Origin of the sequence: Bacteroides hominis, from assembly GCF_033042785.2 — a bacterium.
Lineage (GTDB): Bacteria > Bacteroidota > Bacteroidia > Bacteroidales > Bacteroidaceae > Bacteroides > Bacteroides hominis.
In genome coordinates, this window is sequence record NZ_CP178829.1 from 4,762,386 (window position 1) to 4,784,940 (window position 22,555).

The 22,555-nt window shown below is 45.5% G+C and carries 16 protein-coding genes; 11 read left to right on the plus strand and 5 right to left on the minus strand.

Annotated elements, in window-relative coordinates:
- Positions 1 to 261 precede the first annotated feature (261 nt).
- Both R3O62_RS20070 and R3O62_RS20075 read right to left on the minus strand, forming a co-directional pair.
- On the minus strand, positions 262 to 588 hold the full coding sequence (locus tag R3O62_RS20070; RefSeq protein WP_233501988.1) for a DUF4907 domain-containing protein: 327 nt from the start codon (positions 586 to 588) through the stop codon (positions 262 to 264).
- Positions 575 to 1,627, minus strand: coding sequence for a Kelch repeat-containing protein (locus R3O62_RS20075; RefSeq protein ID WP_317472989.1), 1,053 nt, complete (start codon positions 1,625 to 1,627; stop codon positions 575 to 577). The genes R3O62_RS20070 and R3O62_RS20075 overlap by 14 nt, the downstream gene beginning before the upstream one ends.
- Positions 1,628 to 1,822: 195 nt before the next feature.
- Here R3O62_RS20075 and R3O62_RS20080 point away from each other — a divergent pair, with 195 nt between their 5' ends.
- Positions 1,823 to 3,148 carry a DUF4270 family protein gene (locus R3O62_RS20080; RefSeq protein WP_182424422.1) on the plus strand — a complete coding sequence of 442 codons (1,326 nt, stop codon included), beginning with the start codon at positions 1,823 to 1,825 and terminating at the stop codon, positions 3,146 to 3,148.
- The gene (locus tag R3O62_RS20085; protein ID WP_022011794.1) at positions 3,145 to 4,350 is read left to right on the plus strand and encodes a hypothetical protein; all 1,206 of its coding nucleotides are present in this window, start codon (positions 3,145 to 3,147) and stop codon (positions 4,348 to 4,350) included. The genes R3O62_RS20080 and R3O62_RS20085 overlap by 4 nt, the downstream gene beginning before the upstream one ends.
- A 1-nt stretch (position 4,351) precedes the next feature.
- On the opposite strand, the gene R3O62_RS20090 is transcribed toward R3O62_RS20085, so the two are convergent.
- On the minus strand, positions 4,352 to 4,810 hold the full coding sequence (locus R3O62_RS20090; RefSeq protein WP_022011795.1) for a copper resistance protein NlpE: 459 nt from the start codon (positions 4,808 to 4,810) through the stop codon (positions 4,352 to 4,354).
- Positions 4,811 to 4,930: 120 nt separating this feature from the next.
- On the opposite strand from R3O62_RS20090, the gene R3O62_RS20095 reads away from it, so the two are divergent.
- On the plus strand, positions 4,931 to 6,115 hold the full coding sequence (locus R3O62_RS20095; RefSeq protein ID WP_005807760.1) for an aminopeptidase C: 1,185 nt from the start codon (positions 4,931 to 4,933) through the stop codon (positions 6,113 to 6,115).
- A 91-nt stretch (positions 6,116 to 6,206) separates the two neighbouring features.
- Here R3O62_RS20095 and R3O62_RS20100 read toward each other — a convergent pair whose 3' ends face one another.
- Both R3O62_RS20100 and R3O62_RS20105 read right to left on the minus strand, forming a co-directional pair.
- Positions 6,207 to 6,944, minus strand: coding sequence for a LytTR family DNA-binding domain-containing protein (locus R3O62_RS20100; RefSeq protein ID WP_317472990.1), 738 nt, complete (start codon positions 6,942 to 6,944; stop codon positions 6,207 to 6,209).
- On the minus strand, positions 6,941 to 8,062 hold the full coding sequence (locus R3O62_RS20105; protein ID WP_317472991.1) for a sensor histidine kinase: 1,122 nt from the start codon (positions 8,060 to 8,062) through the stop codon (positions 6,941 to 6,943). The genes R3O62_RS20100 and R3O62_RS20105 overlap by 4 nt, the downstream gene beginning before the upstream one ends.
- Before the next feature lie 233 nt (positions 8,063 to 8,295).
- On the opposite strand from R3O62_RS20105, the gene R3O62_RS20110 reads away from it, so the two are divergent.
- From R3O62_RS20110 to R3O62_RS20145, 8 genes are all read left to right on the plus strand, one after another.
- The gene (locus R3O62_RS20110) at positions 8,296 to 8,976 is read left to right on the plus strand and encodes a transporter (RefSeq protein WP_317472992.1); all 681 of its coding nucleotides are present in this window, start codon (positions 8,296 to 8,298) and stop codon (positions 8,974 to 8,976) included.
- A gap of 369 nt (positions 8,977 to 9,345) precedes the next feature.
- Positions 9,346 to 11,268 (plus strand): glycoside hydrolase family 97 protein, encoded by a 1,923-nt coding sequence (locus tag R3O62_RS20115; protein ID WP_234165173.1) that lies wholly within the window; start codon positions 9,346 to 9,348, stop codon positions 11,266 to 11,268.
- 1,005 nt (positions 11,269 to 12,273) lie between these two features.
- The gene (locus R3O62_RS20120) at positions 12,274 to 15,429 is read left to right on the plus strand and encodes a SusC/RagA family TonB-linked outer membrane protein (RefSeq protein WP_234078499.1); all 3,156 of its coding nucleotides are present in this window, start codon (positions 12,274 to 12,276) and stop codon (positions 15,427 to 15,429) included.
- A gap of 13 nt (positions 15,430 to 15,442) precedes the next feature.
- Positions 15,443 to 17,131 (plus strand): RagB/SusD family nutrient uptake outer membrane protein, encoded by a 1,689-nt coding sequence (locus R3O62_RS20125; protein ID WP_317472993.1) that lies wholly within the window; start codon positions 15,443 to 15,445, stop codon positions 17,129 to 17,131.
- Positions 17,132 to 17,210: 79 nt separating this feature from the next.
- Positions 17,211 to 19,091: an alpha-L-fucosidase gene (locus R3O62_RS20130; RefSeq protein ID WP_317472994.1), complete on the plus strand. Its 1,881-nt coding sequence runs from the start codon at positions 17,211 to 17,213 to the stop codon at positions 19,089 to 19,091.
- Between the two features lie 192 nt (positions 19,092 to 19,283).
- Positions 19,284 to 20,495: a 6-bladed beta-propeller gene (locus R3O62_RS20135; protein WP_195341495.1), complete on the plus strand. Its 1,212-nt coding sequence runs from the start codon at positions 19,284 to 19,286 to the stop codon at positions 20,493 to 20,495.
- A gap of 150 nt (positions 20,496 to 20,645) precedes the next feature.
- Positions 20,646 to 21,518, plus strand: a complete 873-nt coding sequence (locus tag R3O62_RS20140; RefSeq protein WP_005780764.1) for an electron transfer flavoprotein subunit beta/FixA family protein — start codon at positions 20,646 to 20,648, stop codon at positions 21,516 to 21,518.
- A gap of 15 nt (positions 21,519 to 21,533) precedes the next feature.
- On the plus strand, positions 21,534 to 22,553 hold the full coding sequence (locus tag R3O62_RS20145) for an electron transfer flavoprotein subunit alpha/FixB family protein (protein WP_005780766.1): 1,020 nt from the start codon (positions 21,534 to 21,536) through the stop codon (positions 22,551 to 22,553).
- Positions 22,554 to 22,555 lie beyond the last annotated feature (2 nt).

Here is a 22,555-nt window from a genome sequence, read left to right on the forward strand (position 1 = left end):
ATATGGACACTCTGTTTACTTTCCTTATTTCCGCTTCAAAGTTCCTGTTTGTCATCAGTAAAACGAAGATACAGAGGAATAAGAAAGAATAAAAGAGAAAGATAACCAACAGGAAAACAAGATTATAACAACACACAAAATTGATTTAAAACCAAAGGATTGTTGATTTAAGAGGTAAACCCCGTTAGTTTAAGCCCCAGAGGACTTTGGTTTTAAACTAACGGGAACATAGTTTCGAATGTATCCTAAAACACCAGTTCACTAATCGCCAGTAATTCCCTGCCCCTTCAGGTCGGCAGCCGATATTGTAAAATCATTTCCCTGCCTGATCCGTTCCAATACCAGGTTGCCTACTTTCCGGGCATCTTCTTCCAAAGCAAACCCTTTCCGCCCCGGAAGGGAAGGTATGTATGGTTGGCAGATCACTACCCGGTCGCCACAAAGAATCTGATAACCATATCCGTTCCCATTTTCTGTTTCAATTACTTTGAGACGATACGGACAAGCTTCATGCCGATCATAGAAAAAGAGGACTGAGACAGCGCAGGCAACGCATATCATACAAAGCAGCTTCTTATTCCTCTTCATATTCATAAGGTTTCAGTTCCCAGGTATCGTCAAAGTAAGAACTCGAACCACTGCCACCCGTCGCAACAATACCCCGGGTCCCGGTAGAGAAGCAAACAGCATGAATACGGGTACTTCCTTCAAACGCCGTCAGGTCGTCACCTTCCCAAAGATCGGTTGCCGGATTATAAATCCAATAATTCGAGTAATAGCTTCCTCCGGCAGTGGAACCCAGAGTCAGATAAGCTTTTCCATCGATCACAAAACTGACTCCATAGGAACGGACAATAGATGTATAGTCATCATCGTAATCATCATCACTCGTATTGGCGATGTCTCTCAGTTGTGTCCAAGGTGTAGCAGCGGAAGGGTCAAAGCACCAGAAGTCCGATACATCGGAATTATTGTTCTGCCCTCCGCAGACATAAGCTTTCCCGTCGATGACAAATGCCGTACCTCCTTGACGCTTTTGTCCTCCGAAACCATTCACGATAGTCCATTGTGAACCGGCTGCGGCAGTAGGGTCGAAACGATAAAAGTCCTTCAGGTAATTATCGTTGTAACCGGTTCCCACATAACCATAATTATCAATCCCGAAGCCAAGGGCATAATAGCGGGCTCCTCCCTTGAAGTCGTCCATCTGCCTCCAACTATTCGTTTCCGGATTATACTCCCACGTATCGGACAGGTATTTCTGATCGGGATTGTATCCGGTAGTGACATACCCTTTGCTACCTACCGAGAAGCCGGTGGCAGCATTGCGGACCGTACCGGGCATATCGGCACGCTGAGTCCACCAGTCATTGTCGATATCATATTCCCAAGTGTCGGCGAGCCGGGTCGTTTTTCCGTTATAGCCTCCGCAGATGTACCCTTTGTTGCCAATGGTGAAACCGGCAGCATCGGTCCGTGCTACCCCGTCAAAGTCCGAACGCCGGTACCATACTCCGGCCGTATAGGAAGCATCTTCCGTACAGGCACACAAACAAAAGAGTAAGGCACAAAGCACCAATGCTCCGGACGCGGACTTACTCGCTACAGTTTTTTCTATTCCAGTCATTCTTTTATTCTGTTTTTTAATCGTTAATTACTGACCGCAAATGTAGACGACATCAGTAAGGGTGAAAAAAAGGATCGACTAACAGGCACATTCTCTCTACCAACCAAAATGCAGTCGATAAATCATTCCGGTTAGTCGATAGTTTTTTAACAGGGAAGAGAAATCGACTTCTTTTGCGGCAAAATTATCCGATTAATGAAACAGAAAACCCTATCATTTTTATTCATCACTCTTTTAATATCCCTCCTTGCCTCTTGCCGGGACGAACTGTCAACAGTAGGAGGCAAATGGGTGGAAAGTTCCCTGCGGACGGTGCAGACCGATACTTGCACGGTCCGCATCAGCACTATCCTGAGTGATTCTCTTGCCACATCGGGCGACACAATCTGCCAGATAGGAACCATTGACGATCCCGTCTGGGGCAAAATAAAAACCGCTTTCTATGCAGAATATGACGTACCGGGAGTTTCATTCAGCGAAGACGCCGATTATGGTTTCGATTCCATTACCATCCGGTTCTACTCTTCGGGCAACTATCTGGGAGATACTCTGAATCCGCAACGCATCTCACTGCACAGCCTCTCAGAAAATCTGTCGCTGGACGAAGGATACTTGTATAGTAAATCGACAGTGGCTTACCATGCCACTCCCTTAGCTTCGTTCACCTTCACTCCCACTCCGGGCGAAACCACCCGGGAACACGAAATCCGCCTCCCCGACGAATGGGGACTCGAGTGGTTCGAACGTTTCCAAAACGGATCACGCGAGATGGAGTCACAGGAATACTTCCGCGACTATTTCAAGGGCATTGCATTCATTCCCGAAGAGGGAGGAAGTTGTATCAACGGTTTCATGGTGAATGATTCAAGCCTGTGCATCACACTTTATTATCACCAGACGAAAACAGACGCAACGGAACTGTCCGCCAGTTTCCCGGCCAACAGCGACTTGAGGTTCAACCAAGTCAGTTGTGACCGTAGCCGGACAGCCCTCTCCTCCTTACAAAGCGGAATCAATAACGGGCTTCCTTCGGAAAAGTCCGACCACCAGGCCTACCTGCAAGGACTGACGGGAATGTATCTCAACATCGACTTCCCATTCCTCAATGACTTGCGCGCCGAAGGCAGACTGGTAACTATCGAAAGTGCGCTCCTCCGCCTTTATCCGGTAAAAGAGACGTATGGCGAACGGTATCCTCTCCCCGAATCGCTGACACTATATACAGCCGATGAAAACAATGTAACGGAAGATGTCGTGACGGATATTTCAGGCAGTTCGGTACAAACCGGAAGCCTGGTAACGGACGAAATGATGGGAGAAGAGACCTATTACTCTTTCGATATTACCTCTTTCCTGCAAAGCAATCTGGGGACAGTGGGATACAACCGAAAAATCCTTCAGCTGATGCTTCCGGACAATTTGTTTTTCACCACCCTGAGTGGAGTCGTATTCGGAGATGCCGGCCACCCGGACAGTAGCCCCGTGAAACTAACCATACTTTATAAAACATATAACCCATGAAAAGACAGCTGATTCTACTGCTTACGCTTTGTCACTCCACCTTATTAATATATAGTCAGAACACAACCAATTCCCCTACATCCATGTTCGGCCTGGGCGAACTTTCAACCGGAGAAGGCGGACAGTACGCCGGACTGGGCGGAGCGGGAATCGCCCTGCAAAGCTATAACTTCCTGAATACTGCCAATCCTGCCTCACTTACCGCCATCGAAGGACAACGTTTTCTGATAGACGCCGGACTGATGGGGGCATACAAAATCTACACCCAAACCGGAACAAGCAATCATTCGGTAGTGGGAAACCTGAATAACCTCAGCATCGGTTGCCGTCTCACTCCCCATTGGTACGGGGCTGTATTTATGGCACCGGTCAGCGGTATGGGATATGCTATCACACTGGATCAGGACATCACGGGAACCGGAAATTCCACCGTATCATCACTTTTTGAAGGAGAAGGGGGGCTATCTAAAATGGGTATCAGTACCGCCTACCGCCTTTTCAAAGGTTTCTCTGTCGGTGCTAATCTTTCGTACGTGACCGGAACCATCAAACAAACAGAGACCCAGGGAAGTCTCAGTGTGGAAGAGAGTTCTTACAAGCATGCTTTTTATGTCGATTTCGGCGTGCAATACAAGTTTTCTCTAAACAGGGATAAGTCCATTGTAGCAGGACTTGTATACGGATACTCACAAGATCTGGCACAAGACAACAATCTGTCGGTGAGCAGTTCGTCGGGCAGCGAGTCGATTGATGAAAGCCAACGTTATGTGCGCCAATGCCTCCCGCAGTTTATCGGGGCGGGATTATCATACAATAGCCTCCGCTGGATGCTGACAGCCGAATACAAATATACGGATTGGAGCCGCATGAAGTCTTCAAAAAGCAACGTCCGCTTCGAAAACCAACACCGGTTATCGGCAGGTATGGCCTACACAGCAGGCAATATCTACCGCAATCCGGTGAAACTGTTACTCGGAGCGGGCGTCAACAATTCATATATGGTCATCCAGAAGAAGAAAGCAACCAACTACTACATCAGTGCAGGAAGCAACTTCACTCTCTATAACGGAAATGTCCTCTCGTTAGGAGTGAAATACAGTGATCAACTCCATCTGCCCAACGGTATGCAACGGGAACAAGGGCTGGCACTCTTCTTCAACTTTACCTTCTCGGAACGGACATACCGGGCGAAAATACAATAGACTAATCACGGAACACTTCTTCCTGCTTCAGAACGTAAGCATCGGCCAAAGCACCGGTAGCAGGTTGTTTCTCATTGTTCAGCATCACCAGGCTGCCCTCCTGCACCTTAAAGTAAGAGACTTCGCCTCCTTTTTCAGTAAGTGTCAGCAGATTGTCTTTTACCGTGAATGTGCCGGTTTCATCAAACTCGGCATCTTTGCGATCAATGTAAAGCCAGTGGTATGTATAAGTGCGGTCCTTTTTCAGGGTCAGAGTCAGTTCTATACCCGGACAATCGGCAGCCGGAGTCGTACCTTTGTAAACTCCATAGTAATCGAGAGAGGTTTCGGCTGTATGCATATCTACCACTTGTGTGGTATCGTTGCCCGCCGCAGACACATCGGCTTTCTTCGCATTTGTACAACCTACGGCAGTTAAAGTGATGAATGCTGCTGCCATCCAATAAAGATTCTTTTTCATCGGTTTAAGTTTTTATAAATGAAACATTAAAATATTGATAGCAAAGATAAGCGTTCATTTCCATATTTAAGGATATTCAGCTATCTTTGTCGCATAAATATTAATAAAAACGACATAATAATGAAAAAGACAATCCTCCTGGCCGCTTTAGGCTTGATTAGTCTGAGCGCATTGGGCAAAGACAAACCAAAAGAAGAAGGCTTCGTTTTCACGACAGTGAAAGAAAACCCGATTACATCCATCAAAAACCAGAATCGTTCAAGCACTTGCTGGAGCTTCTCGAGCCTCGGCTTCCTCGAATCGGAACTGCTCCGTACGGGAAAAGGCGAATACGATCTTTCTGAAATGTTCGTTGTACACCACACAATGGTTGACCGCGCCGTTAACTATGTCCGCTATCATGGCGACAGCTCCTTCTCTCCGGGCGGAAGCTTCTATGACATCATGTTCTGTATGAAGAACTACGGACTTGTTCCGCAAGAAGCCATGCCGGGAATCATGTATGGTGACTCACTGCCCGTTCACAACGAACTGGATGCAACAGCGGAAGGTTATGTAAACGCCATTGCCAAAGGCAAACTGAAGAAACTGACTCCGGTATGGAAAAAGGGTCTTTGCGCCATCTATGACACTTACCTCGGACAATGTCCGGAGAACTTCACTTACAAAGGTAAAGAATATACTCCGATGACTTTTGCACAGTCTCTGGGTTTGAATCCGGACGACTATGTATCTCTGACTTCATACACACACCACCCCTTCTATTCACAGTTTGCCATCGAAATTCAGGACAACTGGCGCAACGGATTGTCATACAATCTGCCGCTTGACGAATTCATGGCTGTAATGGACAATGCTGTAAAGAACGGATACACGTTCGCATGGGGTAGTGACGTCAGCGAAGAAGGATTTACCCGTGACGGTATCGCCGTAATGCCGGACGCAGCCAAGGGTGCTGAACTGACAGGTTCGGATATGGCCCGCTGGACCGGAATGACCGCCGCTGACAAACGCAAAGAACTGACTTCAAAGCCACTGCCGGAAATTAAAGTTACTCAGGAAATGCGCCAGACGGCTTTCGATAACTGGGAAACAACCGATGACCACGGAATGATTATCTACGGTATCGCCAAAGATCAGAACGGAAAAGAATACTTTATGGTGAAAAACTCTTGGGGCACTAATAACAAGTACAAAGGTACCTGGTATGCTTCTAAAGCTTTCGTTGCTTACAAGACTATGAATATTCTGGTTCACAAAGATGCGCTTCCTAAAGATATCGCAAAGAAACTGGGAATCAAGTAAGAAATTACAAGTTACAGAGCCACGGGCTGTAGTCTGCAAGGTGTAATCCACTTGTAGATTACAGCCCGTTCTTATGGTCTGTAACCCGACCTTAACTGCTGATACAAATCTTGTTGATATATTCTGTAAACCTCTCCTTATAATTATCGCCGACAGGTATGTATATATTCTTATTAAAAATGATGCGCAACCGTGAGACCTCCGTTATTTTCCGGAGATTGACGATATAGGAGCGATGTACTCTCATAAACATTTCTTGCGGCAGACGCTCTTCCAGTTTTCTCATACTCAGCAGAGTGACTACGGGCTTATCCATCATATTCGTGTAAATGCGCACATACTCACTCATGCCTTCGATATAACAAATATCCGCCACATTGATACGGATAATCCTGGATTCGGACTTCACAAACAACGAACCGTCCCGTTCCAGCAAATCCGGTTCCGCCCCTCCCCCGTAATCCTGCAAATGATACTCAAACTGCCTGCGTGCCTTGTCCGCCGCCTTCAGGAGATCCTGAAACTCGAACGGCTTCAACAGATAGTCCACCGCATCCACTTTAAAACCTTCAACAGCATATTCCGGATAGGCGGTGGTAAAGACAATCAGAGGTTTCACTACCAATGAACGCACCAGATCGAGTCCGTTCAGGTCCGGCATATGAATATCGACGAACATCAAGTCAATTTCTTCTTCAGAAAGCACCTGCATGGCACCGAAAGCATCCTGACAGGAAGCAATTAGTTGCAGGAAGGGGACACGTGAAATATAACCTACCAATTGTTCAAGCGCCAACGGCTCGTCATCAATAGCAATGCATTTTATCATAACAAAGGAATGATTAATAAAACGTTAAAACTACCCTCGCGCTCGTTGATAGACAGGGTATAGTCCTGCCCGAACAAAAGCCTCAACCGCTTACGGACATTTTCCAATCCGATGCCATGATTCTGTTCACCGGATTTTCCCCAATTGCTGTTGGAACAGCGAAACGCAAGTTTCCCATCTTCTACAGTCATGGCAACTCGTATGAACGACTCTTTCTGATAACTCACTCCATGCTTAAACGCATTCTCTACAAAAGAGATAAAGAGTAAAGGCGGTATCTGTACTTTTGGTATTTCGCCGGGCATGTCGCACATGATGCAAACCTTATCGGTATAACGAAGCTTCATCAGGGTAATATAGTTATCGAGAAACTGTATCTCACGCGAAAGCAAAATCGTTTTATTACTTGCTTCGTAAAGCACATAACGCATCAGTTTAGAGAGTTCGACAATGGTCTTCTTGGCTTTCCCGGCATCCATATCGACCAGTGCATGAATGTTGTTGAGCGTATTCATAAAAAAATGCGGATTGATCTGATACTTCAGATATTGCAATTCCGATTGCAGATGCTGGTGTTCCAACTCTTTCAGTGCCTCTTCATCCCGCATGGACTTGAATAGAAGCTTGATAGCCACATTGAACCCCACCACCAGCAAAGCCAGTGAGAAACGTCCAAAAAGATAGCCCGGCAAAGGATAAGGCCCCTGCCGGAGCGGATCCATCACTCGCTTGGGCATGGGTGGTTGAGACGAATGTTCTTCATAAATATAACCGGGAGGAACGGGCATCGGGTTGTTGAACTGCCTGTGCCTCGGCCGGCTGAAGGAAGGATATAAGAAAAAAAGCAGAACAATGACTCCTATCAACGAAAATGCATACTGCCAATATCGCTTCCGAAGCAACAATCGGGGGACGAGTAAATAGTTGTTCACTACAAAAAGCAGAAAAAAGGGTAACGTCAACAGCCATGCCACCCGTATGGTCTGCCAGCTGAAAGTATGTATCGAACTGATGGATGAAAACAGATAGTCGCCCACCAACGGTACGAAGATAACAGTCAGCCAGATGACGAGATAAACCACCTGCTCCAGTAATTGCTGCTTATTAATCTGTTTCATTATGATAAAGTCTTTCTGAAGATTAGTCCACAAAAATACCCCCTTTTGTCCATACCCGACAAAAGAACTCGACAAAGAGGGACGTTTTGACGATAAAGCATGGTAAATCATGAACTTCCCTTTTCTCCGCCGGTGCATTTATTCGTTACCCTGAAAAGATCGATGCCCTTCAGCCACGAATTTTGCCAGTAATTGCCTATCTTTGCAGCCCGAAAAAATAATCCGCCATTTTAATGAAGAAATTAGCCATACTTGCAGCTTTCATCTTTTGCCCCTTTGCCATACAGGCACAAGAAGTATTTATCAATGCCGACCTGGTAAGCAGTTACATCTGGCGTGGAATGAAGAACGGAAATGCTTCCGTACAGCCTACTCTCGGCGTAGAGTGGAAAGGATGGACCCTATCGGCATGGGGATCGACAGAATTCAGAAACGAGAATAATGAAATAGACCTTACGCTGGAGTATGAATATAAAAACCTCCAACTGTACCTTAATAACTACTTTTACCAAAGTGAAGACGAACCATTCAACTATTTCCACTATACTCCCCGCACCACAGGTCACACCTTTGAAGCAGGAGCTGTCTATACCATTAGTGAAAGTTTCCCGTTATCGTTGGCCTGGTATACCACCTTTGCCGGAAACGATTACCGGGAAAATGAAAGACGTGCCTGGTCCAGTTATTGCGAACTCAGCTATCCATTCACTGTAAAGGGAGTAGACTTGGCTGTCGAAGCCGGGTTCACCCCATGGGAAGGAGAATACGCTGATAAATTTAATGTAGTTAATGTCGGACTTTCGGCTACCAAAACATTGAATATTCCATCCGGATTCACTCCATCTGTTTTTGGTAAACTGATAGCTAATCCATACGAAAACCAACTCTATTTTGTTTTCGGAATAAGTTTGTAGAGCAGTATCTTCTACACAGCACTAAATATAAAGCCCAGATCAAACAGACTTGCACCGCAATCTGTTTACGCAAATCTGAGATACTCCGGATAATATACCTGTGAAGTTTTATACCTATTTCAAAATTCCATTTTCATTTTAGTTTAATACTTTAACATGCATCCTTAAATCTAAATCCAATACTGGACTTAACCCGTAAGTACGAACCACTGCATCTTTATTCCTACAGGTAAAGAGCAGCACTTCTCTTTCAGATATCTCCCGATATTCCACGAAAAATAAAATAATCCATCTTTTATTCACGAAAGTACATTGATTTATTAAGCTATATGCTCTTTCTTTACCCAATAATATCATAAAAAACAATGTATGAAAAACAAGCTGACAATTCTCTTACTTTCTCTCTGTTTTACCGGTTTTGCCGATGCCCAGCAGGCAGAGATAAATCTTGGCATAACAACCGGACAGCTCTGTCTGGAAGTTACTTTTAAAGGCGAACAGGTCATCAGTGCGTCACCTCTGGGCATGAACATTGATCATATAGACTTAGGTAAATCAGTATGTATAAAATCTGTACAACAAAGAAGCGCGGAATACAAAACATATACAATAGAAAAAAAGGACAGAAGTGTCTACTACCTTGATACCCGTGAGTTTAACGATGGGATAGCCTTGAGATATCGCATCCCTTCCACCGGCAGTTGTTGTGTATATGGCGAGGAAACGTCTTTCACTTTTCCGGCCGGAACCCGGGTATGGTACGCCAGTGGCCCTTTTCAATACGGATGGATACAAGCTTACCAAGATCGCACCACCGACAAAATAGAAAACGAGCTGTTGGCTCCTCCCGCCACTTTCCATCTTCCCAACGGGATGTATGCCGCCATTACCGAAGCTAACCTGTTTAATTTTCACGGTGCAGTATTGTTCGGATGTAAAGACAACAGGGTACAATTCGGCTATGTAGATAACAAAGGGCATTTGGAAACAGGTGTATCAACAGGTCTCCCCGCCGGTAAATACTGGCATGCAGAAGTACGCAATTCACCCTGGATCGTTTCCCCGCGCAACGGCTACAAAGAGATAACCACTCCCTGGCGCATCCTGATGTTATCGGAGGATCTGGATGGATTGGTGAATAATCGTATCATAGCCCAAGTATCAGAACAGCCGGATCGCACACTTTTTCCCGAAGGAAAAAATACCCAATGGATTAAACCGGGACGTTCGATTTTCACCTGGTTAGTGGAAGGAGAAAACAGACTGAGCGTAGAGAACCACAAAAGATATGTTGACGGAGCAGCCGAGTTAGGTCTGGAATCTGTTGTGGTGGATGATGGCTGGGAACTTTGGCCGAAAACAGAGAAAAATGCCAATGGACGTACCAAATGGGAATTACTCAAAGAGTTAGTCGATTATGCCCGCAGCAAAAACGTAGATATCTGGGTATGGCGGCCTTCTTCTCCAAGATATGGTAATAAATCCGATGTCGGCTTGCTGGATGCGGACGAACGCAACAATTTTATGAAAAGATGTGCGGAAATCGGTGTAAAAGGATTAAAAATAGATTTCTTCCACACAGAAAATCTATTTACAGTCAATTTTATGGAGAATATATTGAAGGATGCTGCCAAAGCACATCTGATGGTTATTTTCCATGGGGTGAATAAACCTACAGGCGACAGCTATACGTATCCCAACCTGTTGGCCAAAGAGGCTGTACGCGGTTTAGAGTCCGTAGGTGGAGAAAATAACTGGGCTCCAGGCCCACCGTGGCCTTATCACAATACGGTGTTACCCTTTACCCGCTGGCTGGCAGGTCCTGCCGACTATACCCCATTGAACTTCCGCCAATTCTGCCCTCCATCTGTCACTTTCACGCATCAATTGGCGAGTATCTACACGTTCACATCGCCCATGCTGATCTTTGCAGCCGACATGGAAGATATGCTGGCATGTCCGGGACGTATGTTTATTGAAGAAGTACCAGTCACCTGGGATCAGACAAAAATTCTAAAAGAAAGCCGGATAGGTGAATTGGCCGCATTATCCAGGAGAAAAGGGGATATATGGTATCTTTCCATCTTAAATGGAGAAAAGGCTGTTACCCAAGAAATCGAATTGGACTTTTTGCCCAAAGGCAACTACCGCATGACTTATGCATCCGATGACGGAGAAAACAGAAAAAAGATTATGATAAACAATCGAAAAATAAAATCGGGTAAAACGCTAAAAATAAAGTTATTATCGGGAGGAGGTTATTTAGCCAAATTTGAAAAAACCGACAAATAGCATGAAACTAATCCCCTGCAACATATTGTCAAAGAGATAATGTGATCTATCAACCTGAGTGTGTGTCGGAACTCACCACAGAGGACACAGAGTAACACGGAGGCGATTTAAAGTTGTTGATTATTAACAAAATACTCTGTGATACTCTGTAGCACTCCGTGGTAAAAAGAGTTATGACACACCTTCAAGATTAAAAACACTTCGCCCACTGTAAACAGAACACCTTTAGCAATTCAAACAGGATCGCCAGAGGAAAAAAGAACACACAAACAGAACCAACATAACAAATGTCGGACATTCAATCACAAAAATTTCGAATATTTCATCGAGATTCACACCTTCTTTCTTGTAACCGGCAGATTGTTACAACATACGGAACCACAATTCGATTCATCCCCCAACCTGACGCATATACACCTATTATACAACAGGTTAACTAAAGACAAAATAATAAAATACAGATTATTCCTAACAGAACTATAACCAAATTAATCGGTTTTAAAGAAACACATTTTATAATGTATTAAAAAAGAACAGAATATTTTTTGTTTTTTAGATTAACAATGATGCAAATATAGCGATTATTTTAAAAATAGATAATAATCACAAAAGTTTTTTTCATTCTAACCCAATATTCCTCACCCTCTACGCTCCTTCCGGAAACAAATCAAGAGAAACAAACTTCGATATATGTCAGGGTAGACAGAGAGGATTGCAAAAAGTCTTCAGTTTGTCATAAAACACTAAATACCAAACAAGATAATCGGTCATTTAGTAGAACAACAGGCCATTTCAATCTTTTATTTCCCGTCTACAAAGCTATTCACAATAAAAGCAGAGCTGTACATAAATGCGCATACCCTGTGATAATAAACGCCTTACAGTACACCAAGTTCTGTTAGAACTAATCCTATTTTAAAGAAAAAGGAAAGGCAGATGAATGGAGAAAGTGAAATGTAAAAGAACCGAACAAAACCTTTATTATTAATCTAAAACAAAATTGTTATGTTAAAAATCACTAGACAAGTTACTCTGCTCTTGCTCGCCGGTGCACTAAGCTTCCCAGCTTATTCGTATGCAACGCAAGCCACAGAAGCATTGGTTCCTGAAGTTACTCAAGAGAAAGTAACAGGAACGGTTGAAGATGCAATGGGCCCGGTTATTGGTGCCAGTGTCATGGTAAAAGGCACGACTAACGGCGTCATCACAAATTTAGAAGGTAAATTCTCGTTGGATGGCGTGAAAAAAGGAGATATTATTGTAATATCTTACATCGGATATGTCACACAGGAAATTCCTTATACCGGAAAGCCCATTCAAGTGAAGCTTGCTGAAGACAGCAAGGCATTGGAAGAGGTGGTAGTCGTTGGTTATGCCACCGTGAAAAAAGCCAACCTGACCGGAGCCGTATCAGCTGTGGACAGTAAGGTGCTGGAAGACCGCCCGATTGTCAATCTCGGACAAGGTTTGCAAGGTGCTATCCCCAACTTAAACGTAACCACCAGTGGTCGTCCGGGCGAAGGTTCAAGTTTCAATATCCGTGGTACCACTGCCATGAGTGGAAGTTCACCGCTGGTATTGGTCGATGGCGTGGAAATGGACCCGAACCTCATTAACCCGCAAGACGTGCAAAGTGTCTCCGTACTGAAGGATGCCGCCTCCGCATCTATCTATGGTGCACGTGCGGCTTATGGCGTTGTATTGATCACAACCAAAGGAGGACGCAAGGACCAGCCGACACAAGTATCATTCGATGCTTCGGTTTCTTTCAACGGACCTACTACCCGCCCCACCTATATGAACTCCATGCAATATGCTACCTGGATGAACACCGCACAGCAAAACACAGTGGGACGAGACTATTTCGATGCTGAATGGATGCAGCACATTGAAGCTTACTATAAAGATCCGGCAAACAACTCTCCGGTATTTATCCACTCAGATCCGAGTATCAGTAAAAACGGCACCAAATACACGTATGCCGGTAACACCAACTGGATGAAAGAGTTGTATAAGAAGAATTATCCTGTCCAGAAGTACAATGTCAATATCAGTGGCGGCGGTAAGAAGGCTACCTATTACACTTCTTTAGGATATACCGACCAAGGATCTCTAATTCGTTTCGGTAACGAACAGTTCAAAAAGTTCAACGTGATGAACAACATCAACTATGACATAAACGAATGGTTGCACCTCTCCATGAAAACAAGCTTCAACCGCACCAAGCTGACAGGATTGAATCAGGACAACGTGCATGGCGATAATTTTATGGGAGGTGATACGCGTCCTATCATGCCGGTGAAACACCCGGACGGAAATTGGGCCGGACAGGGCGACTTTACCAACTTCCCTGCCATTCTTGAAGACGGCGGTAACCGGCAAACCAACAAAAATGACCTTTGGAACACGATCACGATGAAGCTGACTCCTATTAAAGGTATGAGCATCAACATGGACTATACGTTCAATTACTATAGTGAGAATAATAAGGTACACATGAAGTCATTCGACGAATATGGAGCCAACGGACAATTCCTGCAAACTTTTGCATGGACCAATCCGAACTCTGTGTCCCAGTCACAAGCCAACGATACCTACAATGCTTTCAACTTTTTCGGCGATTATGAGAAGACATTGGGCAAACATTACCTGAAGGGAATGATCGGTTACAATCAGGAAAGCAAGCACACCACTGGATTCAATGCCGGACGCGAACAACTGATCTCAAATGACTTGGGTTCATTGAGCTACGCCACAGGCGACCGTTGGGTAGGCAGCTATGACAACTCCTGGGCTACCCGAAGCGGTTTCTTCCGCATCAACTACGGATATGACGATCGTTATTTACTTGAAGTAAACGGTCGTTACGACCTCTCTTCCAAATTCCCCAAACACGACCGTGCCGTGTTCAATCCTTCTTTCTCGGCAGCCTGGAGGCTATCCAATGAAAGCTGGTTCAAGAACTGGACAAACAGTTTCTTTGACGAATTGAAAATCAGAGGTTCTTATGGTAGCTTAGGCAATCAGGCACTCGACAATGGATGGTATGCTTATCTCTCTAATTACAGTACCGGACAGACCAGTTGGATTATGGGCAGCAACCAACCGCAGTATGTGGTTCCGGGTGGACTTGTCAGCTCGTCCATCACTTGGGAGACCGTAACACAATGGGACCTGGGACTTGACTTCAACTTCCTGAACAACCGGTTGAAAGGTGCTTTCGACTATTATCAGAGACGTACATCGGATATTCTTGCCGCAGGTAAAATCCTGCCGGGTATCCTGGGTGCCAACGAACCTCAGGAAAATGCAGCCGAATCATTGACGAAAGGTTGGGAATTTGAAATCAGCTGGAACGACCAGTTGGCAAGTGGGTTCCACTACACAGTCGGATTCAATCTGTCCGACTATCAATCGGAGGTCACCAAGTTCGATAATAAATCAAAAGAACTGGGCAACTGGTATGTGGGACAGAAACAAGGAGAAATCTGGGGTTATGAAACCTATGGCTTATTCCAGTCAGAACAAGAAATAGCCGGAGCCGCCAATCAGGATAAAGTATCAGGAGGTATCAAACTGATGCCGGGTGACATCCGTTTTGTAGACCGCAACAACGATGGCGTTATTGACTGGGGTGACAACACTGTTGATAATCCGGGCGATATGAAAATTATCGGTAACAGCACTCCGCGTTATCATTACGGCATCAATCTGGGAGCCGATTGGAAAGGCTTCGACTTGGGTATCTTCTTCCAGGGTGTGGGCAAACGTGACCTCTATCTGCCGGGCACTTCATTCCGCAGCCATTACGGAAGCGAATGGCAGGTACCTTCAGCCTACAACAACGATTACTGGACTGAAGAGAACACCGGAGCCTACTTCCCACGCGCTCGCTTCAATGGTGGTTCGGCCATCAATCAGGCTCAGACACGCTATCTGGTTGACGCTTCTTACTGTCGTCTGAAATCGCTCAGCATTGGTTATACATTACCTAAAGTATTGACCAAGAAAGCTTCGATCGAAAAGATACGTATCTACTTTACCGGTGAAAACCTTTTCACTATTTCAGACACTCCCGACGGACTCGATCCGGAATTGGATAACCCATACAAATATCCGATGCAAAGATCATTATCTGTTGGTTTAAATCTCACATTCTAATACAAAGCATCTTATGAAAATCAAATATTTATTCTATATCGGAGTGGCAACACTCGCCCTATCGAGTTGTAACGACGGTTTCCTGGAAAGAGCCCCGGAAGCAATCAATGACAAAACCTTCTGGAATACCACAGGAGATTTGGAAACATATGCCAATCAATTCTATAGTTACCTCCCCGGAGGTGTAACCTCAATAGCAGACGGTGAGAGCGATAATCAAGTACCTAACAACATCCCCCAGTTCTTCTGGAATCAGTTGAGCACCCCCGCAGAGGCAGCAAGCTGGTGTAACTGGAGCAAAGGCGGATGGCAGCCGATCCGGCTGGTAAACTACTTCCTGACCCACTATCAGACGGTAAGCGGCAAGGAGTCGGAAATCAACCAATATGTAGCAGAAGTCCGCTTCTTCAAAGCGATGCAATATGCCGGATTGATGAGAACGTTCGGCGATATCCCCTGGCTGGATAAAGACCTGGGCACGGGTGATACGGATATTCTTTACGGACCGAAACTGAAACGGTATGAAGTGATGGATAAAATCATTGAAGAATTTGATTTTGCCATCCAATGGTTACCCGAGAAACCGGCTACCGGACGCATCGGAAAAGATGTAGCACGCCAGTTGAAAGCCAGGACTTGTCTGCACGAAGGTACATATTATAAATATCACACCGAATTGGGATGGGCAGACAAAGCAGACCGTCTGCTGAAAATGGCAGCCGACGAAACAGATGCAATCATGGCAACCGGCAAATACGAGATCTATAACACCGGACATCCGGAAAAAGACTATTACGACGTATTTGTAATGGAAGACAAAACAAACCTGAAAGAGGCTATCTTACCGGTGATCTATCTGGATGGCAAAAGAAAACACGGTATGAGCCGTACGTTGTCCGAAGCCAATACCGGCTTTTCAAAAGACTTTGTAGAAAGTTATCTGTGTCTCAACGGTAAACCCATTACAGGAAACGACCAATATAAAGGGGATGACAATATGAAAAATGAAACTACCGACCGCGACCCACGCCTGAAGCAGACCATCCTGACCTGGGACTTCCCTACACGGGTGACTGTGGCCACCAACGACAGTACGTATGTTGAAAAGGAAGAAGATTTCATTTCGCAATACTGCCTGACCGGATATAAGTCCATCAAATACCTTATTCCGACAGATAAAGCCTTTGAGGCAAACAACAATACTTATGACGGCATCGCCTATCGTTATGCAGAAACCTTGTTGATCAACGCAGAGGCTAAAGCCGAACTGGGTACGATTACACAAGCGGACTTGAACAAGACCATCAATGTATTGCGCGACCGTGCAGGTATGCCTCACCTGACTATGGAAGTAGGTTTCACCGATCCGAACTGGCCCGCCTGGGGATACAGCCTTAGCCCGCTATTACAGGAAATCCGCCGCGAACGCCGCATTGAGTTGGCTGGTGAAGGATTCCGCTGGGACGACCTGGCCCGTTGGAAAGCCGGAAAAATATGTGATAATGTGAAGACATACGTCGGAAAACGTGAACCTTATAAGGAAGGCAAGTACGCAGTCGTATATCCTGCCTATACCAATGCCGACTACTCTTATGAAGCAGGCAAAAGCCGCACCTGGAATGACAGGCTTTACCTGAGGCCGATACCGACCGGGGAACTTCAGAGAAACGAGAACCTTCTCCCGCAAAATCCGGGATGGTAATAATTGCTTTTTAGTTAATCCCCGGAACGAGTTTCCGGGGATTTTTTTATCTTTGCATCATTAACCCTTTTAACATATCATGAAAATAAACAAACTACTGTATGCCGGAGCTGCCCTGACCCTACTTGGCGCTTGTGCTCCTGCTGTGAAAGCTCCCGAAGCTATCTTACCTGTTCCCGAAGAAAAACAAGTGGAATGGCAGAAAATGGAAACATATGCTTTCGTTCACTTCGGTCTGAACACTTTCAACGACCGTGAATGGGGATACGGAGATTCGGACCCGAAAACGTTCAACCCATCCAAGCTGGACTGCGAACAATGGGTGAAAACCTTTGTAGAATCGGGTATGAAAGGAGTAATCCTTACCGCCAAACACCATGATGGCTTTTGCTTGTGGCCTACCGAACTGACAGAATATTGTATCCGTAACACTCCTTACAAGGACGGTAAAGGAGATATTGTAGGTGAACTGGCAGCCGCCTGTAAGAAATACGGCATTAAATTCGCTGTTTATCTCTCTCCCTGGGACAGACACCAGGCTAACTACGGTACACCGGAATATGTAGATTATTTCCATAAACAACTGACTGAGCTGATGACCAATTATGGCGAAGTATTCGAGGTTTGGTTTGACGGTGCCAACGGCGGTGACGGATGGTATGGCGGAGCCAAAGACAGCCGTACCATCGACCGCAAGACTTACTACAACTATCCACGTATCTATGAAATACTGGATAAACTCCAACCACAGGCCATTGTTTTCTCCGACGGAGGTCCCGGTTGCCGTTGGGTAGGTAACGAGAACGGATTTGCCGGAGCTACCAACTGGTCGTTCCTGCGTGCGGGCGAAGTGTATCCGGGCTATCCGAAATATCGCGAACTGCAATACGGACACGCTGACGGTAACCAATGGGTACCGGCAGAATGTGATGTCTCTATCCGTCCGGGGTGGTTCTATCATCCGGAAGAAGACAACCGAGTAAAAACCGTAGACCAATTAACAGACCTTTATTACCGGAGTGTGGGACACAACGCGACCCTCTTGCTTAACTTCCCGGTTGACCGCGACGGGCTGATCCATCCGATCGACTCGGCCAACGCAGTAAACTTCCACAAGAATGTACAGAAACAATTGGCACACAACCTGCTCGCAGGTATCCAACCGAAAGTATCGGATGAACGTGGAGGAAAATTCTCAGCCAAAGCCGCAACAGATGAAAGTTGGGATACTTACTGGGCTACCAACGACGAGGTGACTGCCGCAGAGATTGAGTTCGACTTCCCCAAAACGGAAAAGGTCAACCGTATGATGATCCAGGAATATATTCCGTTGGGACAACGTGTCAAATCATTCGTAGTGGAATATGACAAAGATGGAAAATGGCTGCCGGTGAAACTGAATGAAGAGACTACGACCGTGGGCTACAAACGCTTGTTGCGCTTTGAAACCATTTCGACCGACAAACTCCGCATACGCTTCACGGATGCACGCGCCTGCCTTTGCATCAACAACATAGAGGCTTATTATGCAGGTGAGACACCCGACACATTCACCGTAGAGGCCAAAGAATTAAAAAGTTATCCGTTTACACTCGTAGGAGTATCCGAAGAGGAGACTAAGAAATGTATGGATAAAGACAAGAGCACCACTGCTTTTGTTGAAGGGGACGCACTGGTGATCGATCTGGGAGAAGAACGCACAATTACCTCTTTCCATTATCTGCCGGATCAAAGCGAATATAACAAAGGATTAATCTCCTCTTATGAACTATCTGTAGGTACCGAAGCAAATGCGGTAAACCAGATAGTAGCTAAAGGGGAATTTTCAAACATCAAAAACAATCCGATTCTACAGTCTGCCTACTTCACTCCGGTGAAAGCACGATACCTTTCTCTGAAACCTACCAAAATGGTAACAGAAGGAGAAACTATGGGATTTGCAGAAATAGGAATCCAATAACAACAGTACTCCGGAGGTATGTCAGAAGTAATTATAAATCTGAGGCATACCTCCATTATTCAACCCTTTTTCCCTTTTTATATATTCCTTATAAGAAGGATAGCACTAAAGGATAACATAGTTTAACTACCAGGTTTGATTTAAGTTACGAATATTACGTAGTTTTATGCCATTTACTAAAAAGCATAGACTATGAGAACGAACACAACCCTTTTCAGCTTACTCCTTTCCTCCGGTTTACTCTTCTTGGGATGTACCAATAAACCCTCTTCGTCACAAGAACCAATTTCCGAAACAACATTTCCCGTCACTCTCCCTTTTGAAACCGGAATCGGGACGGAACAAACAGTTACCTTGAGCCAAATAGCCCGGGAAGTGAAAATCATCCCTTTGGAAACCACCGACCAATGTTTACTGCCGGCCATCATAAAAAACAGCATTACACTCTGCGGACATAACTTATACATCCCTACGCAAAAACAGGTCTTTCAGTTCACGGACGAAGGTAAATTTGTCCGGACAGTTGCCCGGATGGGACAAGGCCCCGGAGAATATACCGGTATTCGTTTTATATCAACAGACGATGTTTCCAAACAAGTATTCCTGATGGACCATGGAAAACTACTGGCATATTCCGGCAACGGAGAGTTCATGAATGAATGTAAGTTTCCATTTGCCTGGCAATTTTCGGCACTGAACGACAGCACTTTTGCGTCCTACATTTACAACAATACGGGAAACAAGCTTTTCAGATTATTAATAATCGACTCTAAAGGCGATACACTGACTTCATTTCCCCAATACGACCGTTTCACCATTCCCAGCGGGCTAAACCTCTATTTATGGGGAAAATGCGACAAATATTTATACCAGTTCCAGAATCAGGTTTGCATGAAAGAATACTATAATGACACAGTATTTACCGTCCGTCCGGATACACTCCTGCCCCGCTATATCCTACAACTTGGAAAATATAAATTGCCCAAAGAGAAACGCTTCGAAGTTCTCGACGGCAACTGGAACGTTTATGAAACAACGGCTTCCAACTATCTCCGCCCGGATATATTGGAAACGCCCGGATACCTGTTCATCCCTTATACTTCATGGAACGTAACGGACAAGTCGGAAGCTCCCCGCCTGGCTATGTACGACAAACAGAAAGGACAGCTATTCGGTGTAAAAGACGGAATGATACAGAACGATATGTATGGCAAAGTCCCTTTCTACCCGGCAATGCGTGTGGCAGATGATGTTTTATTGTATTATTGGGAAGCAAGTGACATACTGGAGTTGGCAGAAGAAGATCCGGAGCTGAAAAACATCCCCGAATTAAAAGATCTGAAAGCCGACGATAACCCGGTATTCATGATCGTAAGAACCAAACAAGTTGCTCAGAATCTTTAAACTTGTGCATTTTTCAGACAGATTTCTTGTCAGAACCAAGCGTTTGCTTAAATTTGCAGGCTGATAGTTAACCGGATAGTGAATAGCAAGAACCTTACTACTGACTACTGGCTGCTAACTTGTAGAAATACTAATACTAAAATTAATAACATGAGTTTGAAAATTGTTGTATTGGCAAAACAAGTTCCCGACACACGCAACGTTGGGAAAGATGCCATGAAAGCCGACGGAACCATTAACCGTGCGGCACTCCCTGCCATCTTCAACCCCGAAGACCTGAACGCTCTTGAACAGGCTCTCCGACTGAAAGATGCCCACCCAGGCTCTACCGTTACCATCCTGACCATGGGACCGGGACGTGCAGCCGACATTATTCGTGAAGGACTTTTCCGTGGTGCCGACAATGGTTATCTGCTGACAGACCGTGCTTTTGCCGGTGCTGATACACTGGCTACTTCGTACGCTCTGGCAACAGCCATCAAAAAAATCGGTGGATATGACATCATCATCGGCGGTCGTCAGGCCATCGACGGAGATACGGCGCAGGTAGGACCGCAGGTTGCAGAAAAGTTAGGACTGACTCAGATTACGTATGCGGAAGAAATCCTGAAAGTAGGTGACGGAAGCATTACCGTGAAGCGTCACATTGACGGTGGTGTGGAAACCGTAGAAGGCCCGCTGCCCATCGTCATCACTGTCAACGGAAGTGCAGCTCCCTGCCGCCCGCGCAATGCAAAGCTGGTTCAGAAGTACAAACACGCCAAAACCGTTACCGAGAAGCAACAGGGCAACCTGGACTATACCGACCTTTACGACACCCGCGACTACCTGAACCTGGTGGAATGGAGTGTAGCAGACGTAAACGGTGATCTGAAACAATGCGGCCTCAGCGGTTCGCCGACAAAGGTAAAAGCTATCCAGAACATCGTGTTCCAGGCGAAAGAGAGTAAAACCATCAGCGGCAGCGACCGTGAAGTGGAAGAACTGATTGTTGAACTGTTGGAGAACCACACTATAGGGTAAGAGGAGAGAAAAGATATGAATAACTTATTTGTATATTGCGAAATAGAAGACGGCATCGTCGCAGACGTAAGCCTCGAACTTCTGACAAAAGGACGCTCGTTGGCCAATCAGTTAAACTGCCAGCTTGAAGCAGTTGTTGCCGGAACCGGTCTCAAAGATATTGAAAAACAGATTCTCCCGTACGGAGTAGACAAACTCCATGTATTCGATGGTGAAGGACTCTATCCTTATACTTCACTTCCCCACACTTCAATCCTCGTGAATCTGTTCAAAGAAGAACAGCCGCAAATCTGCCTGATGGGTGCAACCGTGATCGGTCGTGACCTCGGCCCGCGTGTATCGTCAGCTCTGACCAGCGGATTGACAGCGGACTGTACCTCACTGGAAATCGGTGACCACGAAGATAAGAAAGAAGGTAAGGTTTACAAAAACCTGCTTTACCAGATTCGTCCGGCATTCGGAGGTAACATCGTTGCTACCATCGTCAATCCCGAACACCGCCCCCAAATGGCAACCGTTCGCGAAGGTGTGATGAAAAAAGCCATTCTGTCAGCCGACTACAAAGGTGAAATCATTAAGCATGATGTGAAGAAATACGTAGCCGACACCGATTACGTAGTAAAAGTCATCGAACGCCATGTAGAAAAAGCCAAGAACAACCTGAAAGGTTCTCCGATCATCATTGCCGGCGGTTACGGTGTAGGTTCGAAAGAAAACTTCAACTTGCTGTTCGATCTCGCAAAGGTGTTAAACGCAGAAGTAGGCGCCAGCCGTGCCGCTGTAGATGCAGGCTTCGTTGACCACGACCGTCAGATCGGCCAGACCGGTGTTACAGTACGTCCGAAACTCTATATTGCCTGCGGTATCTCCGGACAAATTCAGCACATTGCCGGTATGCAGGAAAGCGGTATCATCATCTCCATCAACAACGATCCGTCAGCTCCGATCAATACGATTGCAGACTATGTGATCAACGGAACAATCGAAGAAGTTGTACCGAAGATGATTAAGTATTATAAACAAAACAGTAAGTAAGA